Raw genomic sequence first — 1,807 nt, forward strand, 5'->3', positions numbered from 1 at the left:
GAGGCCGCTCGTCTGGCCAAACCCCTCCGCCGCCCTTGGCGGCACCTCCCCTTTCAGGGGAGGCAATCCATATTAGACGCGATTTGGTATCAGGACCAGTCGGCCGGAACCGAACAGGGCGGCAAACGCCGCCCCAATAAGAAGAATTAACGCTGCAATTCGACGTATTATAAGAGAATGGAATTCACGTTCAGGAACACAATGTCTCCGCCATCGTAGAGTGCGTTGATATCCATAAGGTACTTGCCCTTGTCAGGGGCCTTGTACAGGTCACGATACAAGCCGATGTTACCCTCAACAATCTTCTGACGAAGCTCGTCGGACAAGCCGTCGAGTTTGTAACCCACCCACCACTCTTTGTTGTCGCCGTGGAACGAAAAACGACTGTCGTTGTAATCTACATCTTCCTCAAGATACGGCTTCACCACCCCCAGGATATGCTCAGGGGTGTCCAAGACCGAAGCAAGGTTGTAATTCTTGTCCTGAGCGATTTCACGACCGTGCTTCAAGAGGAAACCCTTCAAGGCCTTTGCCGTTGTCCTTGCAGGCTTCAGGAACTTTTTGATTTCATCGTCCTGCGCCTCTTTAACCTTCAAACTCTTGATTCCGAGTTTCTTAAGCGTCTGTTCGTTTTCCTCGCCGTAATATTGCCTCAACCATGGATTTTCCCGTTTTTCAGCGGCCTGCATCGCTTCAAAAATCACCTTGGCATCGGCAACGCGCTTCTTCAACCCCTCATTGGCAGCCTTGGGGTCGTCCGGTAACGGCGTAGGATGCCCATCAGGAGCGTACTTTTCAAGCCATTCCAAAGCCGCCTTGCTCCTTCCAAGGACGGCCATCCCTCCAATCGATCTTCCAGCCTCCTGAAATTGCTTCATGAGCGCCTCATTCTCTGCGGCGAGCTCCTCCGGCGTCATCGAGGCGACGGCCGGCGTACTGATGAACAAGCCGCTGCCCATCAGGAAATACGCCCCGGCAGCCAGAATGCCCAACACCAGAACAACAATAACCACGTTTCCCGTTTGCAGCTTCTTCATGAAACCCGTTCCTTTCCATCTTGCCACACAGGCTATCTGTGCAACGTTTTTTTGTCCTTTTGTTCCAGAGGCTCGATACGCGCTGTGCTGCCGTCCCTGGCACAAACGATCTTCAGGTTCTGACCACGCTCCGGGAGAACATCCAGTCCTGTCCAGTTTATGGACGTATAGGCCACTGCCGATCCTCTGCACGCAGTAGCCGCGTTCCTCGTTCACGTGGATGATCTCACCTTTGTACGTCTGGCCATCCTTGTGCGGCTCGACAAAAATCTTCGGCGCCCCGATGAGATCGAGTTCCTGGATTTCCTTCTCCAGCTTTACCGCATCCGGAGAAAGCGCCTCGCGCTAGAGCTCCTGGAAGTGTTCGAGCCCGGCTCTCAGATTCGCCTGCCGGGCGGCATAGTATTCCGTCCTGGCGTCCCCCTGTGCCGGAAAGTATCGTTTTCCAACGCCCAGATGCGACACACTGGCGCTCCAGCTTGAGGGCATGGAGGGCATTTCCATCCCGAGACGCCTCGAACGATACGGACAAAAGTTCCTTCAGTGCCACGTTGTAACCGCTTCGATCCTCCGTTGAAGCAATACTTCTGAAGGCAGAAGTTAATTTAGCTAAGGTAGCTCCTTCTCAATCTCTACTGTTCAAGCCATTCTTTTCCATAGGCTGCTACCGCATCATCCAAATTACAACCGAGCTTCAACATACGTTCTACGCCCATATCTTGTTTTGCAACGTTTGCGAGCGGTAAAGGGAGTGGAATTTGCATGGCAAG

At 53.2% G+C, this 1,807-nt stretch carries 1 protein-coding gene; it reads right to left on the minus strand.

The features are described 5' to 3' along the window. Window positions 1–167: 167 nt before the first annotated feature. Window positions 168–1,037 (minus strand): hypothetical protein, encoded by an 870-nt coding sequence (locus tag SY1_RS03895; protein WP_015556248.1) that lies wholly within the window; start codon window positions 1,035–1,037, stop codon window positions 168–170. Window positions 1,038–1,807 lie beyond the last annotated feature (770 nt).

It is taken from the genome of Fretibacterium fastidiosum, assembly GCF_000210715.1.
GTDB classification, from domain to species: domain Bacteria; phylum Synergistota; class Synergistia; order Synergistales; family Aminobacteriaceae; genus Fretibacterium; species Fretibacterium fastidiosum.